The 21,274-nt window shown below is 45.8% G+C and carries 33 protein-coding genes and 1 pseudogene; 1 reads left to right on the top strand and 33 read right to left on the bottom strand.

Features of this window, described 5'->3' with window-relative positions:
• On the bottom strand, positions 1–395 hold a 395-nt coding region (locus tag QTO00_RS00480), incomplete at its 3' end, for a LysM-like peptidoglycan-binding domain-containing protein (RefSeq protein ID WP_331422260.1).
• Between the two features lie 229 nt (positions 396–624).
• Here QTO00_RS00480 and QTO00_RS00475 point away from each other — a divergent pair.
• A complete protein-coding gene (locus tag QTO00_RS00475; RefSeq protein ID WP_038209109.1) occupies positions 625–1,245 on the top strand; it encodes an FKBP-type peptidyl-prolyl cis-trans isomerase in 621 nt (206 codons plus the stop codon).
• A 142-nt stretch (positions 1,246–1,387) separates the two neighbouring features.
• Here QTO00_RS00475 and rplQ read toward each other — a convergent pair whose 3' ends face one another.
• The 32 genes and pseudogenes from rplQ to QTO00_RS00315 form a co-directional block, all read right to left on the bottom strand.
• The gene (gene rplQ / locus QTO00_RS00470; protein ID WP_004410405.1) at positions 1,388–1,768 is read right to left on the bottom strand and encodes a 50S ribosomal protein L17; all 381 of its coding nucleotides are present in this window, start codon (positions 1,766–1,768) and stop codon (positions 1,388–1,390) included.
• Between the two features lie 26 nt (positions 1,769–1,794).
• Entirely contained in the window at positions 1,795–2,787 is a 993-nt protein-coding gene (locus QTO00_RS00465; RefSeq protein WP_004410407.1) for a DNA-directed RNA polymerase subunit alpha, read from the bottom strand.
• Positions 2,788–2,811: 24 nt separating this feature from the next.
• Complete coding sequence (rpsD, locus tag QTO00_RS00460; RefSeq protein WP_038209107.1) at positions 2,812–3,432, bottom strand: 30S ribosomal protein S4; 621 nt, start codon at positions 3,430–3,432, stop codon at positions 2,812–2,814.
• 27 nt (positions 3,433–3,459) lie between these two features.
• The gene (gene rpsK / locus QTO00_RS00455; protein WP_001118870.1) at positions 3,460–3,849 is read right to left on the bottom strand and encodes a 30S ribosomal protein S11; all 390 of its coding nucleotides are present in this window, start codon (positions 3,847–3,849) and stop codon (positions 3,460–3,462) included.
• An 18-nt stretch (positions 3,850–3,867) separates the two neighbouring features.
• On the bottom strand, positions 3,868–4,224 hold the full coding sequence (gene rpsM / locus QTO00_RS00450; RefSeq protein WP_005450559.1) for a 30S ribosomal protein S13: 357 nt from the start codon (positions 4,222–4,224) through the stop codon (positions 3,868–3,870).
• 146 nt (positions 4,225–4,370) lie between these two features.
• Positions 4,371–4,484 (bottom strand): 50S ribosomal protein L36, encoded by a 114-nt coding sequence (gene rpmJ / locus QTO00_RS00445; protein ID WP_000868186.1) that lies wholly within the window; start codon positions 4,482–4,484, stop codon positions 4,371–4,373.
• A gap of 39 nt (positions 4,485–4,523) precedes the next feature.
• The gene (gene secY, locus QTO00_RS00440; RefSeq protein ID WP_038209105.1) at positions 4,524–5,858 is read right to left on the bottom strand and encodes a preprotein translocase subunit SecY; all 1,335 of its coding nucleotides are present in this window, start codon (positions 5,856–5,858) and stop codon (positions 4,524–4,526) included.
• A gap of 20 nt (positions 5,859–5,878) precedes the next feature.
• Positions 5,879–6,313 carry a 50S ribosomal protein L15 gene (rplO, locus tag QTO00_RS00435; protein WP_038209102.1) on the bottom strand — a complete coding sequence of 145 codons (435 nt, stop codon included), beginning with the start codon at positions 6,311–6,313 and terminating at the stop codon, positions 5,879–5,881.
• Positions 6,314–6,318: 5 nt separating this feature from the next.
• Positions 6,319–6,495 carry a 50S ribosomal protein L30 gene (rpmD, locus tag QTO00_RS00430; protein WP_004410429.1) on the bottom strand — a complete coding sequence of 59 codons (177 nt, stop codon included), beginning with the start codon at positions 6,493–6,495 and terminating at the stop codon, positions 6,319–6,321.
• 7 nt (positions 6,496–6,502) lie between these two features.
• A complete protein-coding gene (rpsE, locus tag QTO00_RS00425) occupies positions 6,503–7,006 on the bottom strand; it encodes a 30S ribosomal protein S5 (RefSeq protein WP_004745894.1) in 504 nt (167 codons plus the stop codon).
• 14 nt (positions 7,007–7,020) lie between these two features.
• Positions 7,021–7,374, bottom strand: coding sequence for a 50S ribosomal protein L18 (gene rplR / locus QTO00_RS00420; RefSeq protein WP_331422256.1), 354 nt, complete (start codon positions 7,372–7,374; stop codon positions 7,021–7,023).
• Positions 7,375–7,383: 9 nt separating this feature from the next.
• Positions 7,384–7,917: a 50S ribosomal protein L6 gene (gene rplF, locus QTO00_RS00415; RefSeq protein ID WP_006878392.1), complete on the bottom strand. Its 534-nt coding sequence runs from the start codon at positions 7,915–7,917 to the stop codon at positions 7,384–7,386.
• 13 nt (positions 7,918–7,930) lie between these two features.
• Complete coding sequence (gene rpsH / locus QTO00_RS00410) at positions 7,931–8,323, bottom strand: 30S ribosomal protein S8 (RefSeq protein WP_331422254.1); 393 nt, start codon at positions 8,321–8,323, stop codon at positions 7,931–7,933.
• Between the two features lie 29 nt (positions 8,324–8,352).
• Entirely contained in the window at positions 8,353–8,658 is a 306-nt protein-coding gene (gene rpsN / locus QTO00_RS00405) for a 30S ribosomal protein S14 (RefSeq protein ID WP_004745888.1), read from the bottom strand.
• Between the two features lie 17 nt (positions 8,659–8,675).
• Positions 8,676–9,215: a 50S ribosomal protein L5 gene (rplE, locus tag QTO00_RS00400; RefSeq protein ID WP_038139307.1), complete on the bottom strand. Its 540-nt coding sequence runs from the start codon at positions 9,213–9,215 to the stop codon at positions 8,676–8,678.
• A gap of 23 nt (positions 9,216–9,238) precedes the next feature.
• A complete protein-coding gene (rplX, locus tag QTO00_RS00395; RefSeq protein WP_004410445.1) occupies positions 9,239–9,556 on the bottom strand; it encodes a 50S ribosomal protein L24 in 318 nt (105 codons plus the stop codon).
• 13 nt (positions 9,557–9,569) lie between these two features.
• Positions 9,570–9,941, bottom strand: coding sequence for a 50S ribosomal protein L14 (gene rplN, locus QTO00_RS00390; RefSeq protein WP_004745883.1), 372 nt, complete (start codon positions 9,939–9,941; stop codon positions 9,570–9,572).
• 166 nt (positions 9,942–10,107) lie between these two features.
• Positions 10,108–10,362 carry a 30S ribosomal protein S17 gene (gene rpsQ / locus QTO00_RS00385; protein ID WP_006963213.1) on the bottom strand — a complete coding sequence of 85 codons (255 nt, stop codon included), beginning with the start codon at positions 10,360–10,362 and terminating at the stop codon, positions 10,108–10,110.
• Complete coding sequence (gene rpmC, locus QTO00_RS00380; RefSeq protein ID WP_004410456.1) at positions 10,362–10,553, bottom strand: 50S ribosomal protein L29; 192 nt, start codon at positions 10,551–10,553, stop codon at positions 10,362–10,364. Before rpmC ends, rpsQ begins: the two co-directional genes overlap by 1 nt.
• Positions 10,553–10,963 (bottom strand): 50S ribosomal protein L16, encoded by a 411-nt coding sequence (rplP, locus tag QTO00_RS00375; protein WP_004410459.1) that lies wholly within the window; start codon positions 10,961–10,963, stop codon positions 10,553–10,555. The genes rpmC and rplP overlap by 1 nt, the downstream gene beginning before the upstream one ends.
• Positions 10,964–10,974: 11 nt before the next feature.
• Complete coding sequence (gene rpsC, locus QTO00_RS00370; RefSeq protein WP_004410461.1) at positions 10,975–11,673, bottom strand: 30S ribosomal protein S3; 699 nt, start codon at positions 11,671–11,673, stop codon at positions 10,975–10,977.
• A 19-nt stretch (positions 11,674–11,692) separates the two neighbouring features.
• Entirely contained in the window at positions 11,693–12,025 is a 333-nt protein-coding gene (rplV, locus tag QTO00_RS00365; RefSeq protein WP_004745877.1) for a 50S ribosomal protein L22, read from the bottom strand.
• 10 nt (positions 12,026–12,035) lie between these two features.
• Positions 12,036–12,314 (bottom strand): 30S ribosomal protein S19, encoded by a 279-nt coding sequence (gene rpsS, locus QTO00_RS00360; protein ID WP_004745876.1) that lies wholly within the window; start codon positions 12,312–12,314, stop codon positions 12,036–12,038.
• A 21-nt stretch (positions 12,315–12,335) separates the two neighbouring features.
• Entirely contained in the window at positions 12,336–13,160 is an 825-nt protein-coding gene (gene rplB, locus QTO00_RS00355) for a 50S ribosomal protein L2 (RefSeq protein WP_004410474.1), read from the bottom strand.
• A 15-nt stretch (positions 13,161–13,175) separates the two neighbouring features.
• Positions 13,176–13,478, bottom strand: a complete 303-nt coding sequence (rplW, locus tag QTO00_RS00350; RefSeq protein ID WP_038209092.1) for a 50S ribosomal protein L23 — start codon at positions 13,476–13,478, stop codon at positions 13,176–13,178.
• Positions 13,475–14,077: a 50S ribosomal protein L4 gene (gene rplD, locus QTO00_RS00345; protein WP_038209089.1), complete on the bottom strand. Its 603-nt coding sequence runs from the start codon at positions 14,075–14,077 to the stop codon at positions 13,475–13,477. Before rplD ends, rplW begins: the two co-directional genes overlap by 4 nt.
• Positions 14,078–14,094: 17 nt before the next feature.
• The gene (gene rplC / locus QTO00_RS00340) at positions 14,095–14,724 is read right to left on the bottom strand and encodes a 50S ribosomal protein L3 (RefSeq protein ID WP_038209086.1); all 630 of its coding nucleotides are present in this window, start codon (positions 14,722–14,724) and stop codon (positions 14,095–14,097) included.
• A 14-nt stretch (positions 14,725–14,738) separates the two neighbouring features.
• On the bottom strand, positions 14,739–15,050 hold the full coding sequence (gene rpsJ, locus QTO00_RS00335; protein ID WP_004410492.1) for a 30S ribosomal protein S10: 312 nt from the start codon (positions 15,048–15,050) through the stop codon (positions 14,739–14,741).
• A 471-nt stretch (positions 15,051–15,521) separates the two neighbouring features.
• Positions 15,522–16,268, bottom strand: coding sequence for a 23S rRNA (guanosine(2251)-2'-O)-methyltransferase RlmB (gene rlmB / locus QTO00_RS00330; protein WP_331422249.1), 747 nt, complete (start codon positions 16,266–16,268; stop codon positions 15,522–15,524).
• 23 nt (positions 16,269–16,291) lie between these two features.
• Positions 16,292–18,717, bottom strand: a pseudogene (rnr, locus tag QTO00_RS00325) (ribonuclease R).
• Between the two features lie 236 nt (positions 18,718–18,953).
• On the bottom strand, positions 18,954–19,592 hold the full coding sequence (gene motX, locus QTO00_RS00320; protein ID WP_038209077.1) for a flagellar protein MotX: 639 nt from the start codon (positions 19,590–19,592) through the stop codon (positions 18,954–18,956).
• Between the two features lie 240 nt (positions 19,593–19,832).
• The gene (locus tag QTO00_RS00315) at positions 19,833–21,149 is read right to left on the bottom strand and encodes an adenylosuccinate synthase (RefSeq protein WP_331422247.1); all 1,317 of its coding nucleotides are present in this window, start codon (positions 21,147–21,149) and stop codon (positions 19,833–19,835) included.
• Between the last annotated feature and the right edge of the window lie 125 nt (positions 21,150–21,274).

Genomic DNA, 21,274 nt, shown 5'->3' with positions numbered 1-21,274 from the left:
AGGTCAGCTATCGGCAAGCCATTGCTGCGGAACACCTGAGCGAGTGTATCACCACTTTTTACTTCGTATTCACGCCAAACTTTAGACGCTAAAGAATCCTGTTCTTCGCTTTTTTGTTCACTCAGGCTACGGGTGTTGATATCAATTTCCACCCGCTGAGAGCTAGCCTCAGGTGCTGATTGATCTTTAGCTTTCTCATCTGGAATCGGTACAACAAGTAATACAAGTAATAACGGCACCATTACCATCAGTGCACGTTGATGCAGCTTCGGTAGTAACTGCCATTTATCTAGGACTGTCTGCTTAATACCTTGCCAATCAATGTTGTTGAATTTGGCTTTAGCCACTTCAACGTAATCCACTTGCTGTTGTTTCTTTTTCTTTCTGCGATTCATCGCACCCTGTCTCCAAACGGCCTTCGCTACAAGTATAAAAACCAAGCCCTAATGAGTATATGACTTTTATAGCTCTAACGTAATAACAGCGTCAAATTTGGCGAAAAGTTGGTTAAAATCCGATCTTAATCGCACAACGCGACGAATAGGAACAGGCTAGAGAGCCATTTCATAACAAAGCTATAACTGGTATCCTTTAGCCTTTATACACCATATAAAGAGAGACAACATGTCTGAAGTTAAATTTGAGACTGTAGAGCAAAAAGCAAGCTACGGTATCGGTCTACAAATGGGTCAGCAACTAGCTGGTTCTGGTCTTGAAGGTTTAAATGTAGATGCTATCGCTGCAGGTATTGCAACTGCACTAGTTGGTGAGCAACCAGCTATCGAAGTAGATGAAATCAACAACGCACTACAAGAGCTACATACTCGCGTTGAAGCGGCACGTCAAGAAGCAGCTAAAGTAGCAGCGGCAGATGGCGAAGCGTTCCTAAAAGACAACGCTCTTCGTCCTGAAGTAACAGTTCTTGAGTCTGGCCTACAGTACGAAATCATCACTGAAGGTACTGGCGAAATCCCATCTTCAGACAAGCAAGTACGCGTTCACTACCACGGTGAGCTAACTGACGGTACTGTTTTCGACAGCTCGGTATCACGCGGTCAACCAGCTGAATTCCCAGTCACAGGTGTTATCAAAGGTTGGGTTGAAGCACTTCAACTAATGCCTGTAGGTTCTAAGTGGAAACTATACATCCCACAAGACCTAGCATACGGTGAGCGTGGCGCGGGTGCTGCTATCCCTCCATTTGCAGCTCTAGTATTTGAAGTTGAGCTTCTAGACATCCTTTAATTTCTCGCGAAATCTAAGCATGTATAACGGCGACCATTGTGTCGCCGTTTTTATACTCTCTGATATCTACTCACTCAGATTGGTATTTCAGGTACAAAAAAGCCGAGCTAATGCTCGGCTTTTTTTGTTCTTACGAACCTGATTACTCAGCAGCTTCTTCAGCAGCTGGGCGATCTACAAGCTCAATGTAAGCCATTGGAGCTTTATCACCAGTACGGAAACCAGCTTTTAGGATACGAGTGTAACCGCCCTGACGAGCAGCAAAACGTGGACCTAGTTCGTTAAACAGTTTTGCAACTACTTCGTTGTCACGAGTACGTGCAAATGCTAGACGACGGTTAGCAACGCTGTCAGTCTTAGCTAGTGTAATCAAAGGCTCAACTACGCGACGTAGCTCTTTTGCTTTTGGCAATGTAGTCTTGATAACTTCATGACGTACTAGAGAGCTAGCCATGTTGCTAAACATCGCTTTGCGATGTGAGCTGTTGCGGTTGAGTTGACGACCACTCTTACGATGGCGCATGACCTAATCCTTCTAACTATTATCGATTAATCTTCAGCGATAGACGCTGGTGGCCAGTTTTCTAGGCGCATGCCCAGAGAAAGACCACGTGATGCAAGTACGTCTTTGATCTCTGTAAGAGATTTTTTACCCAGGTTAGGCGTTTTAAGTAGCTCAACCTCAGTACGCTGTACAAGATCACCGATGTAGTGAATCGCTTCTGCTTTCAGACAGTTAGCAGAGCGAACTGTTAGTTCAAGATCGTCTACAGGACGCAGTAGGATCGGATCGAATTCTGGCTTCTCTTCCTTCTCCTCAGGTACACGTACATCACGAAGATCTACGAACGCATCCAATTGTTCAGCTAGGATAGTAGCTGCACGACGGATTGCTTCCTCAGGGTCTAGAGTACCGTTCGTTTCCATGTCGATGACAAGTTTGTCTAGGTCTGTACGCTGCTCTACACGAGCTGCTTCTACAGAGTAAGCAATCTTATCTACTGGGCTGTACGTAGCGTCAACCAGAAGGCGACCAATAGGACGCTCATCTTCTTCAGTATGGATACGAGCTGAAGCTGGAACATAACCACGACCACGTTCAACTTTGATACGCATAGCGATCTCAGCGTTGTCATCCGTTAGGTGACAAATAACGTGTTCAGGGTTAGCGATCTCTACATCACCATCATGGGTGATGTCACCTGCAACCACAGGGCCCGAGCCTGATTTGTTCAAAGTAATGAACACTTCATCTTTGCCTTCGGCAACGCGCACAGCCAAACCTTTAAGGTTAAGTAGGATTTCAAGAATATCTTCTTGAACGCCTTCTTTAGTGCTGTACTCATGAAGTACGCCTTCAATTTCTACTTCTGTTACAGCACAACCTGGCATAGAAGATAGAAGAATACGGCGAAGTGCATTACCAAGAGTATGGCCAAAACCACGCTCTAATGGCTCAAGAGTTACTTTTGCGTGAGTCGTGCTAACTTGTTCGATGTCAACAAGACGTGGCTTAAGAAATTCTGTTACAGAACCCTGCATTGTGTCCTCTCTTTAATTTAAACCTTACTTAGAGTAAAGCTCGACGATCAATTGTTCGTTGATGTCAGCAGATAGATCTGAACGCTCAGGCATACGCTTGAACGTACCTTCCATCTTACCACCATCTACTTCAATCCAAGTTGGTTTTTCACGTTGTTCAGCAACTTCTAGAGCAGCCTTAATACGAGATTGCTGTTTAGCTTTCTCGCGGATAGAAACAACGTCGTTAGCCGCAACTTTGAAAGAAGGAATGTTTACAACTTTACCGTTAACTAGGATAGCTTTGTGGCTAACTAGCTGACGAGATTCAGCGCGAGTTGCACCAAAGCCCATGCGGTAAACTACGTTATCAAGACGACCTTCAAGAAGCTGAAGCAGGTTTTCACCTGTGTTGCCTTTAAGGCGAGCAGCTTCTTTATAGTAGTTACGGAATTGTTTTTCTAGAACGCCGTACATACGACGAACTTTTTGCTTCTCACGAAGCTGAACGCCATACTCAGATAGACGACCGCGACGAGCGCCGTGTACACCTGGTGCGTTATCAATTTTACACTTGGTATCGATCGCGCGTACACCAGACTTAAGGAATAAGTCAGTACCTTCGCGACGGCTAAGCTTCAGCTTAGGACCCAAATATCTTGCCATGATCTTTCTCCAGTAATCTAAAAAACGTTATACGCGACGTTTCTTAGGTGGACGACAACCGTTATGAGGGATTGGTGTAGCATCAACGATGTTAGTGATGCGGAAACCAGCAGCGTTCAGTGCGCGAACAGTAGATTCACGACCTGGACCTGGACCCTTAACCATAACTTCCAAGTTCTTTAGACCGTACTCTTTAGCCATTTCAGCACAACGCTCAGCAGCAACCTGTGCAGCGAACGGAGTAGACTTACGAGAACCACGGAAACCTGAACCACCTGCAGTAGCCCATGCAAGAGCGTTGCCTTGACGGTCAGTGATGGTTACGATTGTGTTGTTAAAAGATGCATGGATGTGCGCTACGCCATCTGCAACTTGCTTGCGTACGCGCTTACGAGCGCGAGTTGGTTGTTTAGCCATTGTACTCTACCTTCCCGATTATTTCTTGATCGGCTTACGCGGACCCTTACGGGTGCGAGCATTGGTTTTAGTACGCTGTCCACGTAGTGGTAGACTGCGACGATGACGAAGACCACGGTAACAGCCAAGGTCCATAAGACGCTTGATGTTCATAGATACTTCACGACGTAGATCACCTTCTACAGTGTACTTAGCTACACCATCACGCAGTTGATCGATCTGCTCTTCAGTTAGTTCACTGATCTTAACATCTTCAGCAATGCCCACTTCAGCTAGGATAGCTTGAGAGCGAGTCTTACCGATACCGTAGATCGCAGTTAGTGCGATTACAGCATGTTTTTGATCAGGAATGTTAATGCCTGCAATACGGGCCATTATTCACTCCAAATTTTCTAAAAAGAATAGCCGCAGCAAAGCCCGTTATGGATACGCTGCGGAATGCTACTTCTTTTGCACGCAAAAGGTAGGCCGAGGAATATACTCGACACTACCTTATATTTCAAGTAAAAATTTCTGCTTAATTAGCCTTGGCGCTGCTTGTGCTTTGGCTCACTGCAAATCACGCGAACGACACCGTTACGCTTGATAACTTTACAGTTACGGCAGATTTTTTTAACGGAAGCACGAACTTTCATTGCTAAACTCCGTAAATGAAATCTGAGTCTACCGCCGAATTAACGGCCATAGCCTTTCAGATTTGCCTTCTTCAACACAGAATCATACTGTTGAGACATCAGATGAGTCTGTACCTGTGCCATAAAGTCCATAATTACAACCACTACGATTAGTAGTGATGTACCGCCGAAGTAGAAACGTACGTTCCACGCGACCATCATGAACTCTGGAATCAGACAGATAAAGGTAATGTAAAGCGCGCCCGCTAGGGTTAATCGCGTCATTACTTTATCAATATATTTCGCTGTCTGCTCACCTGGGCGGATGCCGGGTACGAATGCACCGGACTTCTTCAAATTATCTGCTGTTTCACGCGGGTTGAAAACCAACGCCGTGTAGAAGAAACAGAAGAAAATGATAGCTGCTGCATAAAGCATTACATACAGAGGCTGACCTGGGCTAAGAGCCAAAGACACGTCAGTTAACCAACCAAACGTGCTGCTCTCACCGTTCTGACCAAACCACTGAGCCAGTGTTCCTGGGAACAGGATAATACTTGATGCGAAGATTGCTGGAATAACACCTGCCATATTAATTTTAAGTGGCAGGTGAGTGCTTTGTGCAGCAAATACTTTACGACCTTGTTGACGCTTCGCGTAGTTAACAACGATACGACGTTGACCACGCTCCATGAAAACAACGAAATAAATTACCGCGAAAGCAAGTACACCAATCAACAGCAGAAGAAGTACATGCAATTCACCTTGACGCGCTTGCTCGATTGTTTGACCGATTGCTGATGGCAATCCAGCAACAATACCTGCAAAAATAAGTAACGAGATACCGTTACCAATTCCGCGCTCTGTAATTTGTTCACCTAACCACATTAGGAACATGGTGCCGGTTACTAAACTTACGGTAGCAATTAGCGTAAACATGGTTTGGTTGATAACAACCAGATTATCGACCATGTTTGGTAAGCCTGTTGCAATACCAATAGCTTGGAATGTTGCAAGTACAAGCGTGCCGTAGCGTGTATATTGGCTGATCTTACGACGGCCTGCTTCACCCTCTTTTTTGAGTTCAGCTAACGCTGGATGAACTACAGTTAGCAGTTGGACAACAATAGATGCCGAAATATACGGCATGATGCCCAACGCTAATATAGATGCACGCTCAAGAGCACCACCGGAGAACATGTTAAACATTTCTACGATGGTACCTTTTTGCTGTTCGAACAATTCGGCAAGTACAGCTGCGTCAATACCAGGAATCGGCACAAAAGAGCCGGCTCGGAATACTAAAAGAGCACCCACTACGAATAATAAGCGCGACTTTAGTTCACTTAAGCCGCTCTGAGCACTACGAAAATCTTGTCCTGGTTTCTTAGCCATCTGTACCTCGTTCCTCGAGATTATTCCTCGATTTTACCGCCTGCAGCTTCGATTGCAGCTTTAGCGCCTTTAGTCACACGTAGACCTTTAACAGTCACTGCTTTGTTTAGTTCACCTGAAAGAACAACTTTAACAAATTCGATGTTCTTAGTGATAACGTTAGCAGCTTTAAGGCTGTTTAGATCAACCACGTCACCAGTTACTTTCGCTAGCTCAGCTAGACGAACTTCAGCAGACACTAGGCTCTTACGAGAAGTGAAACCGAATTTTGGTAGACGTTGTTTTAGAGGCATCTGACCGCCTTCAAAACCTGGACGAACTGAACCGCCAGAGCGTGACTTTTGACCTTTGTGGCCACGGCCACCAGTCTTACCTAGGCCAGAACCAATACCGCGACCTACGCGCTTAGCAGTAGTCTTAGCACCAGCAGCTGGTGATAGAGTATTCAAACGCATTCTGATTACTCCTCAACTTTAACCATGTAGTAAACCTTGTTGATCATGCCGCGCACGCACGGAGTATCTTCAAGTTCTACTGTGTGGTTGATTTTACGAAGGCCTAGACCTTTAAGACACGCTTTGTGCTTAGGTAGACGACCAATTGAGCTTTTAGTTTGAGTTACTTTAATAGTTGCCATGGTGTTCTTACTCCGAAATAGATTCAACAGTTAGACCACGTTTAGCAGCAACCATTTCTGGCGACTTCATGCTACCTAGTGCATCGATCGTTGCACGAACGATGTTGATAGGGTTCGTAGAACCGTATGCTTTAGATAGTACGTTGTGTACACCAGCAACTTCTAGTACTGCACGCATCGCACCACCTGCGATAACACCAGTACCTTCTGCAGCAGGCTGCATGTAAACTTTAGAGCCCGAGTGGCGACCTTTCACCGGGTGGTGAAGAGTGCCTTCGTTTAGAGCGATCGTAGTCATGTTACGACGCGCTTTTTCCATTGCTTTTTGAATCGCTGCAGGTACTTCACGAGCTTTGCCGTAACCGAAACCTACACGACCGTTACCGTCACCAACTACTGTTAGTGCAGTGAAGCTCATGATTCGACCACCTTTAACCGTTTTAGAAACGCGGTTAACTGCGATTAGCTTTTCTTGCAAATCATTCGCTTGAACTTGTTGTTCTTTAGCCATCTTCCAACCCTACCTTAGAATTTCAGACCAGCTTCGCGAGCAGAATCTGCTAGCGCCGCTACTCGACCGTGGTATTGGAAACCAGAACGATCAAATGCAACTGTTTCTACGCCTTTTTCAAGAGCGCGCTCAGCAATAGCTTTACCTACCGCTTTAGCTGCATCAACGTTACCAGTGTTCTTAACTTGCTCACGGATCGCTTTTTCTACAGTAGAAGCTGCTGCGATAACCTCAGAGCCGTTAGCTGCAATTACCTGTGCGTACACGTGACGAGGAGTACGGTGTACTACTAGGCGAGTTGCACCCAGTTCTGCAATCTTACGACGTGCGCGTGTAGCACGACGGATGCGAGATGCTTTCTTATCCATAGTGTTACCTTACTTCTTCTTAGCTTCTTTAGTACGCACATTTTCATCTGCGTAACGAACACCTTTACCTTTGTAAGGCTCAGGCTCACGGTAAGAACGAATGTCAGCCGCAACCTGACCAACAAGTTGTTTGTCACAACCAGTGATCACGATTTCAGTTTGGCTTGGACACTCAGCTTTAATACCCGCTGGCAATTCATGCTCAACTGGGTGAGAGAAGCCAAGAGTTAGACCTACAGCGTTGCCTTTGATAGCAGCACGGTAACCAACACCCTTAAGGGTTAGCTTCTTAGTAAAGCCTTCAGTAACGCCAACAACCATGTTGTTAACTAGAGCGCGAGCAGTACCTGCTTGTGCCCATGCGTTAACAACACCTTCGCGTGGACCGAAAGTAAGATTGTTTTCTTCCTGAGCAACAACTACAGCGTCGTTAAGAACGCGTGATAGTTCGCCTTTAGCACCTTTTACAGTGATTTCTTGGCCGTTTAGTTTCACCTCTACGCCAGCTGGAATAGCGACAGGTGCTTTAGCAACACGAGACATAGTCTACTCCTTATTAAGCTACGTAGCAGATGATTTCACCGCCAAGACCTGCTTTACGTGCAGCACGGTCTGACATCAGACCCTTGGAAGTTGAAACGATAGCAACACCAAGACCACCCATTACAGAAGGAAGTTGATCTTTCTTCTTGTAAACACGTAGACCTGGACGAGAAACACGTTTAAGTTGCTCGATAACTGGTTTAGCTTGGAAGTACTTAAGAGTAACTTCTAGCTCAGGTTTAACTCCGCCTTCAACAGCGAAATCAGTGATGTAACCTTCAGCTTTTAGTAGTGCAGCGATTGCAACTTTAAGCTTTGAAGAAGGCATTTTAACAGCAACTTTGTTTGCTGCCTGACCGTTACGAACGCGGGTCAGCATATCCGAAATCGGATCTTGCATGCTCATATGATTTACTCCAAATGATTAAGTGGCAATTACCAGCTAGCCTTACGAAGTCCAGGAATCTCGCCTTTCATGCAAGCTTCGCGAACTTTGATACGGCTTAGACCGAACTTACGTAGGTAACCGTGTGGACGACCAGTTTGGTTACAACGGTTGCGCTGACGTGATGCACTTGAATCACGTGGAAGAGATTGCAGCTTAAGAACTGCGTTCCAACGATCTTCTTCTGATGCGTTTACATCGCTGATGATAGCTTTAAGCGCAGAACGCTTTTCAGCGAACTTAGCTACTAGCTTTGCACGTTTTGCTTCACGTGCTTTCATTGAATTTTTAGCCATAACAGTAACCCTTCACCTTACTTACGGAATGGGAAGTTAAAGGCAGCCAGCAGAGCTCGGCCTTCCTCATCAGTACCAGCAGACGTCGTAATAGTGATGTCTAGACCGCGTACTTTATCAACTTTATCAAAGTCGATTTCCGGGAAGATGATTTGCTCGCGAACGCCCATGCTGTAGTTACCGCGTCCGTCAAAAGACTTAGCGCTAACGCCACGGAAGTCACGTACACGTGGAAGAGCGATGTTAATTAAACGCTCAAGAAAATCCCACATACGTTCGCCACGCAAGGTTACTTTACAACCGATAGGGTAGCCTTCACGGATTTTGAAACCTGCAACAGATTTACGCGCTTTAGTGATAAGTGGCTTTTGACCAGAGATCGTTGCCATATCAGCAGCTGCATTTTCTAGCAGTTTCTTATCGTTGATTGCTTCACCAACACCCATGTTTAGGGTGATTTTCTCGATTCTAGGGACTTGCATGACGCTTGTGTAGCTGAACTCTTTGGTAAGCTCAGCGACTACAGACGACTTGTAGTAATCATGCAGTTTCGCCATAGTAGAACTCCAAATTACTTCTATTAGTTAGATACGATTTCGTTGTTAGACTTAAAGAAACGAACTTTCTTACCATCTTCGAAACGGAAACCGATACGGTCAGCTTTACCAGTAGCTGCGTTGAAAATCGCCACGTTAGAAACGTCGATTGCTGCTTCTTGCTCTACGATACCGCCTTGGATACCCATAGCTGGAACAGGTTTCTGATGCTTCTTAACTAGGTTGATACCTTCAACGATAACTTTACCAGTTGCTAGAACCTTAGTTACTTTACCTTTCTTGCCTTTATCTTTACCAGCAAGAACGATTACTTCGTCATTACGACGGATTTTAGCTGCCATTTCTTCGTGCTCCTTACAGAACTTCTGGAGCCAGTGAAACGATCTTCATGAACTTATCGCCACGAAGCTCACGTGTCACAGGGCCAAAGATACGTGTACCGATTGGTTGCTCAGTATTGTCGTTAAGCAATACACAAGCATTACGGTCGAAGCGAATGACAGAACCGTCTGGACGACGAACGCCTTTGCGAGTGCGCACAACAACCGCCTTCAGAACGTCACCTTTTTTTACTTTACCGCGAGGAATTGCTTCCTTCACTGTAACTTTGATAACGTCACCGATATGTGCATAACGGCGGTGTGAGCCACCCAGGACCTTAATACACATTACCTTGCGCGCGCCTGAGTTATCAGCTGCGTCAAGTGTACTTTGCATTTGGATCATTGTTAGTGCTCCGCTAAATATATAAAAAACTAGACCCTCTCGGGTCGGGCTGCCTCTTTAAAAGGGACGCGAATTGTACCACCCTTTTTTGTGATTGGGTAGTCAAAAAATAAACGGCCCCAAAATTAATTTGGAGCCGTTTAATTTCATAGAATTAGCTTAGGAATTAACCTTTCGCTTTTTCTACAACTTTTACCAAAGTCCAAGACTTAGTCTTAGACAGTGGACGACACTCACGAATTTCAACAGTATCGCCTAGGCCACACTCGTTGTTCTCGTCATGTGCGTGAACTTTAGTCGTGCGCTTTACGAACTTGCCGTAAATTGGGTGTTTAACCATGCGCTCGATAGCAACAGTGATAGACTTGTCAGCCTTGTTGCTAACTACACGACCAAATGAAGTACGAATTTTGTCGCTCATTATGCGCCTGCCTTCTCAGTCAATACGGTTTTCACACGTGCGATATCACGACGTACAGCTTTCAGAGTATGAGTTTGCTGTAGCTGACCAGTTGCAGCTTGCATGCGCAAGTTGAACTGTTCACGTAGCAAATTCAAAAGCTCAGCGTTAAGCTCTTCAACGCTTTTTTCGCGTAGATCTTGTGCTTTCATCACATCACCTGCTTAGTTACAAATGTAGTTTTGAATGGCAGTTTACGCGCCGCTAGACGGAACGCTTCACGAGCCAATTCTTCAGGTACACCACCCATTTCGTACATCACCTTACCAGGTTGGATTTGGGCTACCCAGTACTCAACGTTACCTTTACCCTTACCTTGACGAACTTCTAGTGGTTTTTCTGTGATAGGTTTGTCTGGGAACACACGGATCCAGATTTTACCTTGACGCTTAACGTGACGTGTCATTGCACGACGTGCCGCTTCGATTTGACGAGCAGTTAGACGACCACGGCCAGTAGCTTTAAGACCGAATTCGCCGAAGCTTACATCAGTACCTTTAGCTAGACCACGGTTACGACCAGTCTGAACCTTACGGAACTTAGTACGTTTAGGTTGTAGCATCTGTCGACTCCTTACTTACGGCCTTTACGCTGCTTCTTAGGCTTGTCGCCTTTAGGCTCTACAGCGTTAGCTGCTGGCATGCCACCTAGGATCTCACCTTTGAAGATCCAAGTCTTAATGCCGATCACACCGTATTGAGTGTGAGCCGAAGAAGTTGCGTAATCAATGTCAGCACGTAGAGTGTGTAGAGGCACACGGCCTTCACGGTACCACTCTGAACGTGCAATTTCAGCGCCGCCTAGACGACCGCTTACTTCTACTTTGATACCTTTAGCGCCTAGACGCATAGCGTTTTGTACCGCGCGCTTCATAGCACGACGGAACATAACACGACGCTCTAGCTGAGACGCGATGCTATCACCTACAAGCTGTGCATCAAGTTCAGGCTTACGTACTTCAGCGATGTTAATTTGCGCTGGTACACCTGCAATTTTAGCTACAGCTGTGCGTAGTTTCTCTACGTCTTCACCTTTCTTACCGATTACAACGCCAGGACGAGCAGTGTGAATAGTCACACGGATGCTCTTAGCTGGACGCTCGATAACGATGCGTGAAAGAGATGCTTTTTTCAGTTCACTTGTAAGGAACTGACGTACCTTGAAGTCGCCGTCTAGGTTGTCAGCGAAATCTTTGGTGTTAGCAAACCATGTAGCATTCCAAGGCTTAACGATGCCTAGACGAATACCATTTGGATGTACTTTTTGACCCATTGCTTACTCTCCTAGTCTCTTAGCGATCTGCTACAACAACAGTGATGTGGCTTGAACGCTTCAAGATACGATCCGCACGACCTTTAGCACGAGGCATAATACGCTTCATGATAGGGCCTTCATCTACGAAGATTTTTGCGACATTTAGATCGTCAATATCTGCGCCTTCATTGTGCTCCGCGTTAGCGATAGCTGACTCAAGAACTTTCTTGATTAGATCAGCAGCTTTTTTGTTGCTGAACGTTAGAATTTCTAGAGCCTGGTCTACAGATTTTCCACGAATTTGATCCGCAACTAAGCGAGCTTTCTGAGGCGAAATGCGAGCAAAGTTATGTTTAGCTAATGCTTCCATCATCTACTCCTTAACGCTTCTTAGCTTTCTTATCCACGACATGGCCGCGGTAAGTACGTGTTGGTGCGAATTCGCCCAGTTTGTGACCGATCATTTCTTCGGTTACGAATACTGGTACGTGCTGACGACCATTATGGACAGCGATGGTCAAACCGATCATCGTAGGGATGATCATTGAACGACGGGACCAAGTCTTAATAGGCTTTTTGTCTCCGCTTTCCACCGCTTTCTCTACCTTCTTCAGCAAGTGTAGGTCAATAAATGGACCTTTCTTGAGAGAACGTGGCATGGCGATTCCTCTTTATATAGATTACTTGTTACGACGACGTACGATGTACTTGTCAGTGCGTTTGTTCTTACGAGTCTTGAAGCCTTTAGTTGGCTGACCCCATGGTGAAACTGGGTGACGGCCACCAGAAGTACGACCTTCACCACCACCGTGTGGGTGGTCTACTGGGTTCATTACCACACCGCGAACGGTAGGACGAACACCGCGCCAGCGGTTAGCACCAGCTTTACCAAGTTCACGTAGCATGTGCTCAGAGTTACCAACTTCACCGATTGTTGCACGGCCTTCAGAAAGTACTTTGCGCATTTCGCCAGAACGTAGACGGATAGTTACGTATGCACCGTCGCGAGCAACGATTTGAGCATATGCACCAGCCGAACGAGCTAGCTGACCACCTTTACCAGGCTTAAGTTCAACGTTGTGTACAGTTGAACCTACTGGGATGTTACGCATTGGTAGAGTGTTACCAGCTTTGATTGGTGCATCAACACCAGACTGGATAGCATCACCAGCGTTAACACCTTTAGGTGCTAGGATGTAACGACGCTCACCGTCTGCGTACAGAACTAGAGCGATGTTAGCGCTACGGTTTGGATCATATTCAAGACGCTCAACTTTCGCTGGGATACCGTCTTTAGTACGTTTGAAGTCAATTACACGGTAGTGGTGCTTGTGACCACCGCCGATGTGACGTACTGTGATACGACCGTTGTTGTTACGACCACCGTTCTTAGAGTTTTTCTCTAGAAGAGGTGCGTATGGCTTGCCCTTGTGTAGGTCAGCGTTAACAACTTTAACAACGTGACGACGACCAGGGGAAGTCGGCTTACATTTAACAATAGCCATTCTTAACTACTCCTGTTATTCCGCGCCGCCAACGAAGTCAAGATCTTGACCTTCTTTCAAAGTAACGTACGCTTTCTTAACGTCGCTGCGGCGACCTTGGCGTAGACCTTGACGTTTGGTCTTACCCTTATTGATAAGAGTATTTACAGACTTAACTTCAACTTCAAATAGCTTTTCTACAGCTGCTTTGATCTCTTTTTTAGTTGCATCGATTGCTACTTTGAAAACGATAGTGTTCGCTTTCTCAGCTGCCATAGTTGCTTTTTCAGAGATGTGCGGTGCACGTAGAACTTTTAGGATACGCTCTTCAGTGATCATGCTAGCATCTCCTCTACTTGTTTAACTGCTTCAGCAGTAATTACAACTTTGTCGAACGCAATTAGAGAAACTGGGTCGATACCAGCAACGTCACGTGCGTCAACTTTGTATAGGTTACGAGCAGCTAAGAATAGGTTCTCATCTACTTCGCTAGTCACGATTAAAGCGTCAGTTAGCTCAAGCTCTTTAAGCTTAGCAACTAGTTCTTTAGTCTTTGGTGCTTCTACTGAGAAGTTATCAACAACGATTAGACGCTCTTGACGAACAAGCTCAGAAAGAATGCTCTTCATAGCACCACGGTACATTTTCTTGTTTACTTTTTGGCTGTGATCTTGTGGTTTCGCAGCAAAAGTAACACCACCTGTACGCCAGATTGGGCTACGGATTGTACCAGCACGTGCACGGCCAGTACCTTTTTGACGCCATGGCTTAGCGCCACCGCCAGAAACTTCTGAACGTGTTTTCTGAGCACGAGTACCTTGACGAGCACCTGCTGCGTACGCAACAACTACTTGGTGTACAAGAGCTTCGTTAAACTCACGTCCGAAAGTAGTTTCGGAAACAGTTAGTGCATCAGCACCTTTAACCATTAGTTCCATTACTTACTCCTGAGACGTTATGCTTTAACAGCTGGTTTAACGATCACGTTACCGCCAGTTGCGCCTGGGACTGCACCTTTAATAAGAAGCAGATTGCGCTCAGCGTCAACACGTACGATCTCTAGGTTTTGAGTCGTTACACGCTCAGCACCCATGTGACCTGCCATTTTCTTGCCTTTAAATACGCGACCTGGAGTTTGACATTGGCCAATAGAACCAGGAGCACGGTGAGACAATGAGTTACCGTGAGTCATATCTTGAGTGCGGAAGTTCCAACGCTTAACAGCGCCTTGGAAACCTTTACCCTTAGATGTACCAGTAACGTCTACTTTCTTTGTTTCGTTGAATAGTTCAACTGTTAGCTCAGCGCCAACTGCAAACTCTTCATCGTTTTCCAAACGGAATTCCCAAAGACCGCGACCAGCTTCAACGCCAGCTTTAGCAAAGTGACCTGCTTCAGCTTTGTTTACGCGGTTAGCTTTCTTAGCACCAGCAGTAACCTGGATTGCAGCGTAGCCATCTGTCTCAAGAGTTTTAACTTGAGAAACACGGTTAGCTTCAACCTCAACAACTGTTACTGGGATAGAAACGCCTTCTTCAGTAAATACGCGGGTCATGCCCACTTTACGACCGATTAGACCAATCATTCTTCTAATCTCCCTTAACCTAGGCTAATTTGAACGTCAACGCCCGCAGCAAGGTCTAGACGCATTAGAGCATCAACAGTTTTGTCTGTTGGCTCAACGATGTCGATTAGACGCTTGTGAGTACGAATTTCGTACTGGTCACGTGCTTTCTTGTTAACGTGTGGAGAGATAAGAACTGTGAAACGCTCTTTACGAGTAGGTAGTGGGATTGGACCACGAACCTGTGCGCCAGTGCGCTTAGCTGTTTCAACGATTTCCGCTGTTGAAGCATCGATTAGTTTGTAATCGAAAGCTTTTAGGCGGATACGGATACGTTGGTTCTGCATGAGACAGAGCTCCAATATTAAAAATTACACAAACAATATCGCCACTCAGACTCGTAAAGACGAGAGAATGCCGATTGATTTATGTGAAACCGTAACTTCCAAGATTAGGAAGTATTGTCAGTTAATTTTCGATTAACTACCCCTACATACCAGAATCACGTCTGGGGATAGTTATTCCGAAGAATAAGTAGCTAATTGTATTAACCGCGAACATAAGCTGAGTCTACATTACCTGAAATATCAAAGAGATAAATCAGCTCCTCTTCGCTCATTGGTTCACAACTGGCTCAACCAGTGCGACGCATTATACAGATCACAATTTTACTTGCAAGCGGTGTTTGAAAATTAATCAGATAAATAGAAGAGAGAAAAAAGTGAAGGGGGAGTTCCTAGTTCCTAGAAAAGGACTAAACCTCTAGGAACTAGAAACTAGAAACTAGAAACTAGAAACTAGAAACTAGAAACTAGAAACTAGAAACTAGAATCCAGTCTTTGGCGTACCGCTTCAAACAGACAAACGCCTGATGCTACTGAGACGTTTAGGCTAGATACGCTACCCGCCATAGGGATCTTGATTAGGTCATCGCAGGTTTCGCGAGTCAGGCGGCGCATGCCGTCACCTTCTGCACCCATGACGATGGCCAACGAACCTGTCAACTTAGCCTGGTAGATGTCGTGAGTGGCTTCACCCGCAGTACCGACGAACCAAACACCCTGCTCTTGTAATGCGCGCATGGTGCGAGCTAGATTAGTCACACGAACTAGTGGGACTGTCTCAGCAGCACCACAAGCAACTTTACTTACCGTGGCATTAATATTCGCTGACTTATCTTTTGGTACGATTACCGCAGCAACGCCCGCAGCATCTGCATTACGTAGGCACGCGCCTAAGTTGTGCGGATCAGTCACGCCATCGAGTACTAGCAGCAGTGGCGACTCATGTTTAGTAAGAATGTCATCTAAGTCATTCTCGTTTAACTGCTTGGCAGGCTTAACGCGGGCCATGATGCCTTGGTGATTGGCACCACGAGCCTTATCATCAAGCGTTTTACGTGTCATTTGCTGAATAGAAACGCCACACACTTGTAGCTCGTTTAAAATCGGCATTAATCGGTCATCTTGACGACCTTTTAGTACGAACGCTTCGATAAAGCGCTCAGGTTCACGCTCAAGTACAGCTTTAACTGCGTGAATACCATAGATAAATTCGTTACTCATTTTAAAACCTGTTGGGTTATTTCTTACTGCGGCGCTTTCTTACTACGCTTAGTTTTCTTCGCATTGGTGCCAGGCTTCTTCTTACGCGCCTTGGTCACTTTAGGCTTCTTGCCTTTCGACTCTGAACGCTCCGGACGCTTAGTCGGTTCGACATCAGGGCTTGCTTTGCGCCCTGTACCGCCTTTGGTCGCTGCACGTTTTTTCTCTTTGGCTTTTCTCTTTGCCTCTGCGGCACGTTTCTTCGCCGTCTTTCCTTCGCCGCGTAGCTTACGACTTGTTTCGACTAATTCAAAGTCAATTTGACGATCATCGAGGTTCACCGAAAGGACTTTCACTTTAACTGCGTCGCCTAAACGGTAGATTGCACCAAAGCTCTCGCCGATAAGTCGTTGGCCAGCGCTGAAATATGTACCAGGCCATCAATATGCAGATCACTTAAGCGAACGAAGAAACCAAAACCAGTGACATTGGCAATCACCCCTTCTAGCTCTTCGCCAACGTGGTCTTGCATATATTCACACTTGAGCCAATCAGACACTTCGCGAGTCGCGTCATCAGCTCGGCGCTCGGTCATCGAGCACTGCTCACCATAGAAGTCCATGTCATCAAATGAGTAATGGTAACCTCCCGTAGGAGTCCATTGGTCTCTCACGGTACCATTCTCTTTAGCGATCAGATACTTAATCGCACGGTGTAACAGCAAATCTGGGTAACGACGAATCGGCGAAGTAAAGTGAGCATAACGCTTAAGTGCCAAACCAAAGTGACCACAGTTGTCGGCGTTGTAAACCGCTTGCTTCATAGAGCGCAGCAGCATGGTTTGAATCAGCTCTTTATCCGCTCGCTCACCGATTTGTTTCACCAGATCTGCGTAGTCAGTTGGTGAAGGTTCTAGACCACCATTTAAATGTAAGCCAAGCTCACCGAGGAAATCGCGAAAGCCTTGTAGGCGAAGTTCACCAGGAGATTCGTGGATACGATACAGCGCCGGCTCTTTTGCTTTCTCTACCAATGAAGCCGAAGCGATATTGGCTAAAATCATACACTCTTCAATAATCTTGTGCGCATCATTGCGGACAACAGGTTCGATACTGTCAATCTTACGCTCAGCGTTAAAGATAAACTTGGTTTCTACCGTCTCAAACTCAATCGCACCCCGATGGTCACGCGCACGTTTAAGAACCTTATACATTTTATGCAGTTCTTCTAGATGCGAAACCACTGGTTGGTATCTTTCACGCAGCTCTTCATCGCCTTCAAGGATATCATGCACCTTGTTATAGGTTAGGCGAGCATGAGAGTTCATCACAGCTTCATAGTGTTTATAGCCAGACAGTTTACCTGACTCAGAGATGGTCATCTCACACACCATACATAATCGGTCCACTTGTGGGTTGAGTGAACACAAGCCGTTCGACAGTACTTCCGGTAGCATTGGCACTACTTGCGATGGGAAATAGACCGAGTTACCACGATTAATCGCTTCTTTATCTAACGCGCTGTCTGGACGAACGTAATAGCTCACATCGGCGATGGCGACCCATAAGCGCCAACCGCCGCCCTTTTTCGCTTCGCAATATACCGCATCATCGAAGTCTCGCGCGTCTTCGCCATCAATAGTAACTAATGGCAGGTCACGCAAATCCACTCGACCTACTTTGGCTTCCTCAGGGACTTCTTCACCCAAGCCTTCGATTTGCTTGTCCACCGCTTCAGGCCAATCATGCGGGATCTGGTGAGTGCGGATGGCGATTTGCGTCTCCATTCCTGGTGCCATATTTTCACCAAGTACTTCAATCACTTTTCCCATCATACCGCGAGAGCGAGAACCACGATCGGTAATTTCAATCACCACCACATTACCCATACGTGCACCTGCACGAAGATCATTCGGGATCAAGATATCTTGATGAATGCGCGAATCGTCCGGCACCACGTAGGAGTAGCCATATTCCATAAAGAAACGGCCAACAATTTGCGTCGCGCGCTCTTCAAGTACACGAACCAGACGTCCCTCCTTACGGCCTCGCTTCGAGTTTTCAGTCGGTTGCACCAACACGTAATCACCGTGAATGATGTTTTTCATCTGGTGGTGAGGTAATACGATATCGTTGTCTTTACCGACACTTCCTTCTGGACGTACCCAACCGTGACCATCCTTATGACCAATTACGTAGCCTTTAATCATCTCTAGTTTTTCAGGTAAGGCATAGCATTGACGGCGAGTGAAGACTAACTGACCATCGCGCTCCATAGCACGTAGCCTACGACGCAAACCTTCGTAATGCTCCTCTCCAGAAAGCTTGAGCGCATCAAACAGGTCGTTACGGTTCATCGGAACACCCGCTTGGCTTAAAAACTCAAGAATGAACTCTCGACTAGGGATTGGGTTATCGTAGTTTTCCGATTCACGAGCTGCAAATGGGTCGTTATGGATATTGTCTGACATAGGCACGCCTAATTAACAAAGGAAGGGGATTTAAAACTAGTATATCTGAGTCGCGAGATAAGCTACAGGTAAGTCGCCTGAATTTCGCTGTTTTTCAATATGATTTCATCTATCTCAGCGGTTATGCTTCAAACGACCTACCGTTTGAAGGCGCTTGGTATAGACGACAATGCCCAACCTTTAAGTTGGGCATTGGACTAGGAGTTAGGCTTGAGTGCAGAAAGTGCCTTTGTTCGCTACCAGAATGTGTCGCGTTTTTTCGCTCTAGCGATAATATTTTGTGGCATTCGCCTTTCAAGGCCCAGCCTCAACACACTGATCCGTTTATGCATTCGCTGATCAGCGGTAACCGAGTTATACAACCATCGGTAAGCATCTTCATAATCGAGCGGACTTCCATAATCGCGCAGCAGTAGCTCGGCAAGGTGAACTCGGGCATTTAAGTTACCCATCGCCGCCGCCTCGCGCAAGTATGGTATCGCACGCTCTTTATCTTGCTGAACCAAAGTACCACGTGAGTAGTAGCGGCCAATCTGCTCTAACGCAGCTGGCAAACCTTGGTGAGCAGCATTTTCCATATAGTAGAGACCTAGCTCTACATCTTGATTGACACATACCCCCCAAGCCAACATATCTCCGTATAAAAACTCATACGCAGGTAAGCTGATTCGAGTTGCACGAGCCACAATATCTTCAACAAGCTGACAGTTATCGGCTTTTACGCGCTCTAAATGTTGGTTGTTGTTGATGAGTTTAATTAGTTCAGCTTCGGTATATATAGGTATTGGCTCGCCAATCTCTGACAAGTCATTTGCCTGTACCTGTGAGGCACCAAACGCCAATACCATCGAAGCAGCTAATGTCATTAGCTTCATGTTCTGCACTCTTCACTTCGACCATTGATGTTGTAGAGATCACTTGGCTCTAATCAACATCAGTTTTGCCGACAAACGCGGCAAGCTTGATACTAGTATCGGCAATCACTGCTAACTCTTTAATCAAAATTGCCGACACATGGCAAATTGTTGCCGTAACTGACGAGAATCGCAAGGAAAATTGGTTATAAAAAAACCGGCAATTGATGCCGGTTTTTAAAACTAGTTAACAATCAGCAATTAAGCTTGATAAGGGTGTACCTTAATGATTGTTTCGTTACGATCTGGGCCAGTAGAAATAATGTCAACTGGAACACCCGTTAGCTCTTCAATACGTTTGATGTAGTCAAGTGCCGCTTGAGGAAGTGCATCTAAAGACTTAGCACCAAATGTTGTTTCAGACCAACCAGGCATTGTTTCGTAGATAGGCGTTGCTTTTTCAAATGCTTCAGCAGCCATTGGCGAAACTTCTAGGATAGAGCCATCTTCCATCTTGTAACCAGTACAGATTTTTAGCTCTTCTAGGCCATCTAGAACGTCTAGCTTAGTCAGACAGAAACCTGAGATAGAGTTGATTTGGACTGCACGACGCATTGCAACTGCATCAAACCAACCAGTACGACGCAAGCGACCTGTTGTTGCACCAAATTCTTGGCCAACATCACCTAGGTGCTTACCTACTGGGTCTTGCTTATCTAGACCGTCGTATAGCTCAGTTGGGAATGGACCTGAACCAACACGAGTACAGTACGCCTTAGTGATACCAAGGATGTAACCAATATGACGCGGACCAAAACCAGAACCTGCTGCTACACCACCAGCCGTCGTGTTAGAAGAAGTTACGTAAGGGTAAGTACCGTGGTCGATATCTAGAAGTGTACCTTGTGCACCTTCAAACATGATCTTGTCACCACGCTTACGTGCGGCATCAAGTTCATCAGTTACGTCGATAACCATAGAAGTGAGTAGGTCAGCATAACCCATGCACTGCTCAAGAACTTCGTCGTAGCTTACTGTTTCAGCTTTGTAGAAGTGCTCTAGCTGGAAGTTATGGAATTCCATGACTTCTTTTAGTTTCTCAGCAAATACTTCTTTGTCGAAAAGGTCACCAACGCGAAGACCGCGACGAGCCACTTTGTCTTCGTAAGCAGGACCGATACCACGACCCGTCGTACCAATCGCTTTTTTACCACGAGCAGTTTCGCGCGCGTTGTCGATAGCGATGTGGTAAGGAAGAATTAGAGGACAAGCTTCAGAAATGAAAAGACGCTCACGAACTGGAATACCACGCTCTTCAAGAGGTTTCATTTCTTTAAGAAGTGCTTCAGGCGATAGTACAACGCCATTACCGATAACACATTTCACGTTATCGCGTAGAATGCCTGATGGAATTAAGTGAAGAACGGTTTTTTCACCGTCAATTACAAGAGTGTGACCTGCATTGTGACCGCCTTGGTAGCGAACCACGTACTTTGCATCTTCAGTTAAAAGGTCAACAATTTTACCTTTACCTTCGTCACCCCATTGGGTGCCCAGAACGACTACGTTATTTCCCATCTTTCCAGTATCTGTTGCTAGTTAAAAATGGATTCTAGCACTGAATCACATTTCTTGCAGTCATTTTTTAATCATCGTAGCTTAATCCCCCTTAAATATTGAGGTAATGAAAACAACGGCGAATT

Origin of the sequence: Vibrio sp. M260118, from assembly GCF_036533755.1 — a bacterium.
Classification (GTDB): Bacteria; Pseudomonadota; Gammaproteobacteria; order Enterobacterales; family Vibrionaceae; genus Vibrio.
This window is presented reverse-complemented; position numbering and strand designations above follow the sequence as displayed.

What these genes read in the sequence shown, in the direction of transcription:
- rplD (WP_038209089.1), bottom strand. Translation starts at nt 14,077, where the DNA reads ATGGAACTAATGGTTAAAGGTGCTGATGCACTAACTGTTTCCGAAACT.
- rplP (WP_004410459.1), bottom strand. Translation starts at nt 10,963, where the DNA reads ATGCTACAACCTAAACGTACTAAGTTCCGTAAGGTTCAGACTGGTCGT.
- rplO (WP_038209102.1), bottom strand. Translation starts at nt 6,313, where the DNA reads ATGCGTTTGAATACTCTATCACCAGCTGCTGGTGCTAAGACTACTGCT.
- rpsC (WP_004410461.1), bottom strand. Translation starts at nt 11,673, where the DNA reads ATGGGTCAAAAAGTACATCCAAATGGTATTCGTCTAGGCATCGTTAAG.
- rpsS (WP_004745876.1), bottom strand. Translation starts at nt 12,314, where the DNA reads ATGCCACGTTCTCTCAAGAAAGGTCCATTTATTGACCTACACTTGCTG.
- rpsE (WP_004745894.1), bottom strand. Translation starts at nt 7,006, where the DNA reads ATGGCTAAAGAACAACAAGTTCAAGCGAATGATTTGCAAGAAAAGCTA.
- rplR (WP_331422256.1), bottom strand. Translation starts at nt 7,374, where the DNA reads ATGGATAAGAAAGCATCTCGCATCCGTCGTGCTACACGCGCACGTCGT.
- rplQ (WP_004410405.1), bottom strand. Translation starts at nt 1,768, where the DNA reads ATGCGCCATCGTAAGAGTGGTCGTCAACTCAACCGCAACAGCTCACAT.
- rplV (WP_004745877.1), bottom strand. Translation starts at nt 12,025, where the DNA reads ATGGAAGCATTAGCTAAACATAACTTTGCTCGCATTTCGCCTCAGAAA.
- rpsM (WP_005450559.1), bottom strand. Translation starts at nt 4,224, where the DNA reads ATGGCCCGTATTGCAGGCATTAACATTCCTGATCAAAAACATGCTGTA.
- rplW (WP_038209092.1), bottom strand. Translation starts at nt 13,478, where the DNA reads ATGATCACTGAAGAGCGTATCCTAAAAGTTCTACGTGCACCGCACATC.
- rplB (WP_004410474.1), bottom strand. Translation starts at nt 13,160, where the DNA reads ATGGCTATTGTTAAATGTAAGCCGACTTCCCCTGGTCGTCGTCACGTT.
- rpsJ (WP_004410492.1), bottom strand. Translation starts at nt 15,050, where the DNA reads ATGCAGAACCAACGTATCCGTATCCGCCTAAAAGCTTTCGATTACAAA.
- rpsQ (WP_006963213.1), bottom strand. Translation starts at nt 10,362, where the DNA reads ATGAGCGACAAAATTCGTACTTCATTTGGTCGTGTAGTTAGCAACAAG.
- rpmC (WP_004410456.1), bottom strand. Translation starts at nt 10,553, where the DNA reads ATGAAAGCACAAGATCTACGCGAAAAAAGCGTTGAAGAGCTTAACGCT.
- QTO00_RS00465 (WP_004410407.1), bottom strand. Translation starts at nt 2,787, where the DNA reads ATGCAGGGTTCTGTAACAGAATTTCTTAAGCCACGTCTTGTTGACATC.
- rplN (WP_004745883.1), bottom strand. Translation starts at nt 9,941, where the DNA reads ATGATCCAAATGCAAAGTACACTTGACGCAGCTGATAACTCAGGCGCG.
- rpsH (WP_331422254.1), bottom strand. Translation starts at nt 8,323, where the DNA reads ATGAGCATGCAAGATCCGATTTCGGATATGCTGACCCGCGTTCGTAAC.
- rpsD (WP_038209107.1), bottom strand. Translation starts at nt 3,432, where the DNA reads ATGGCAAGATATTTGGGTCCTAAGCTGAAGCTTAGCCGTCGCGAAGGT.
- rlmB (WP_331422249.1), bottom strand. Translation starts at nt 16,268, where the DNA reads ATGAGTAACGAATTTATCTATGGTATTCACGCAGTTAAAGCTGTACTT.
- rplF (WP_006878392.1), bottom strand. Translation starts at nt 7,917, where the DNA reads ATGTCTCGTGTTGCTAAAGCACCTGTCGCTATTCCAGCTGGCGTAGAG.
- QTO00_RS00315 (WP_331422247.1), bottom strand. Translation starts at nt 21,149, where the DNA reads ATGGGAAATAACGTAGTCGTTCTGGGCACCCAATGGGGTGACGAAGGT.
- rpmD (WP_004410429.1), bottom strand. Translation starts at nt 6,495, where the DNA reads ATGGCAACTATTAAAGTAACTCAAACTAAAAGCTCAATTGGTCGTCTA.
- rplC (WP_038209086.1), bottom strand. Translation starts at nt 14,724, where the DNA reads ATGATTGGTCTAATCGGTCGTAAAGTGGGCATGACCCGCGTATTTACT.
- motX (WP_038209077.1), bottom strand. Translation starts at nt 19,592, where the DNA reads ATGAAGCTAATGACATTAGCTGCTTCGATGGTATTGGCGTTTGGTGCC.
- rpmJ (WP_000868186.1), bottom strand. Translation starts at nt 4,484, where the DNA reads ATGAAAGTTCGTGCTTCCGTTAAAAAAATCTGCCGTAACTGTAAAGTT.
- rpsK (WP_001118870.1), bottom strand. Translation starts at nt 3,849, where the DNA reads ATGGCTAAACAACCAACTCGCGCTCGTAAGCGCGTACGCAAGCAAGTT.
- rpsN (WP_004745888.1), bottom strand. Translation starts at nt 8,658, where the DNA reads ATGGCTAAAAATTCAATGAAAGCACGTGAAGCAAAACGTGCAAAGCTA.
- rplX (WP_004410445.1), bottom strand. Translation starts at nt 9,556, where the DNA reads ATGGCAGCTAAAATCCGTCGTAATGACGAAGTAATCGTTCTTGCTGGT.
- rplE (WP_038139307.1), bottom strand. Translation starts at nt 9,215, where the DNA reads ATGGCGAAACTGCATGATTACTACAAGTCGTCTGTAGTCGCTGAGCTT.
- QTO00_RS00475 (WP_038209109.1), top strand. Translation starts at nt 625, where the DNA reads ATGTCTGAAGTTAAATTTGAGACTGTAGAGCAAAAAGCAAGCTACGGT.
- secY (WP_038209105.1), bottom strand. Translation starts at nt 5,858, where the DNA reads ATGGCTAAGAAACCAGGACAAGATTTTCGTAGTGCTCAGAGCGGCTTA.